General features: G+C 48.4%; 1 pseudogene. It reads left to right on the forward strand.

Going from position 1 to position 529, the window contains the following annotated elements:
• Positions 1–529, forward strand: a pseudogene (locus tag CIK04_RS24880) (ABC transporter permease subunit); the annotation flags it as partial.

Raw genomic sequence — 529 nt, forward strand, 5'->3', positions numbered from 1 at the left:
GTTGTTGCCAGTCGATCAGTTTGATCTTCCTTTTCGGCAATCAAGGCATTGCCAAAGAAATGCTGTTAGGAAACTCGGTTTACGGCGTGATTGGTATTTCAATGGGGTTGATCTTTTGGACCTTCCCTCATGCATTGATGATTTTGACCACTTCTATGCGTACTTCCGATGCCCGTTTGTATGAGGCCGCCCGAGCGCTAAAAACCTCACCGATGAGGACCTTTTTTATGGTGACGTTACCTGCGGCGAAATACGGTTTGATCAGCACTCTGATTGTCGTATTCACGTTGGTGATCACCGATTTGTGTGCCGAAGTCATTGGCGGAAGCTATAACGTTTTGGCGACGGACATCTTCAAACAAGTGGTGGGCCAGCAAAACTTTGCCATGGGTGCGGTAACCAACATCATGCTGTTATTTCCTGCGGTCATGGCGTTTGGTGCGGATCGTTGGGTGCAGAAAAACAGAAGAGCTTATTCGATACACGTTCAGTGCCTTATCAGCCAGAACCCAACAAAGCGCGCGACAGC

The organism is Vibrio sp. 03_296 (genome assembly GCF_002265885.1).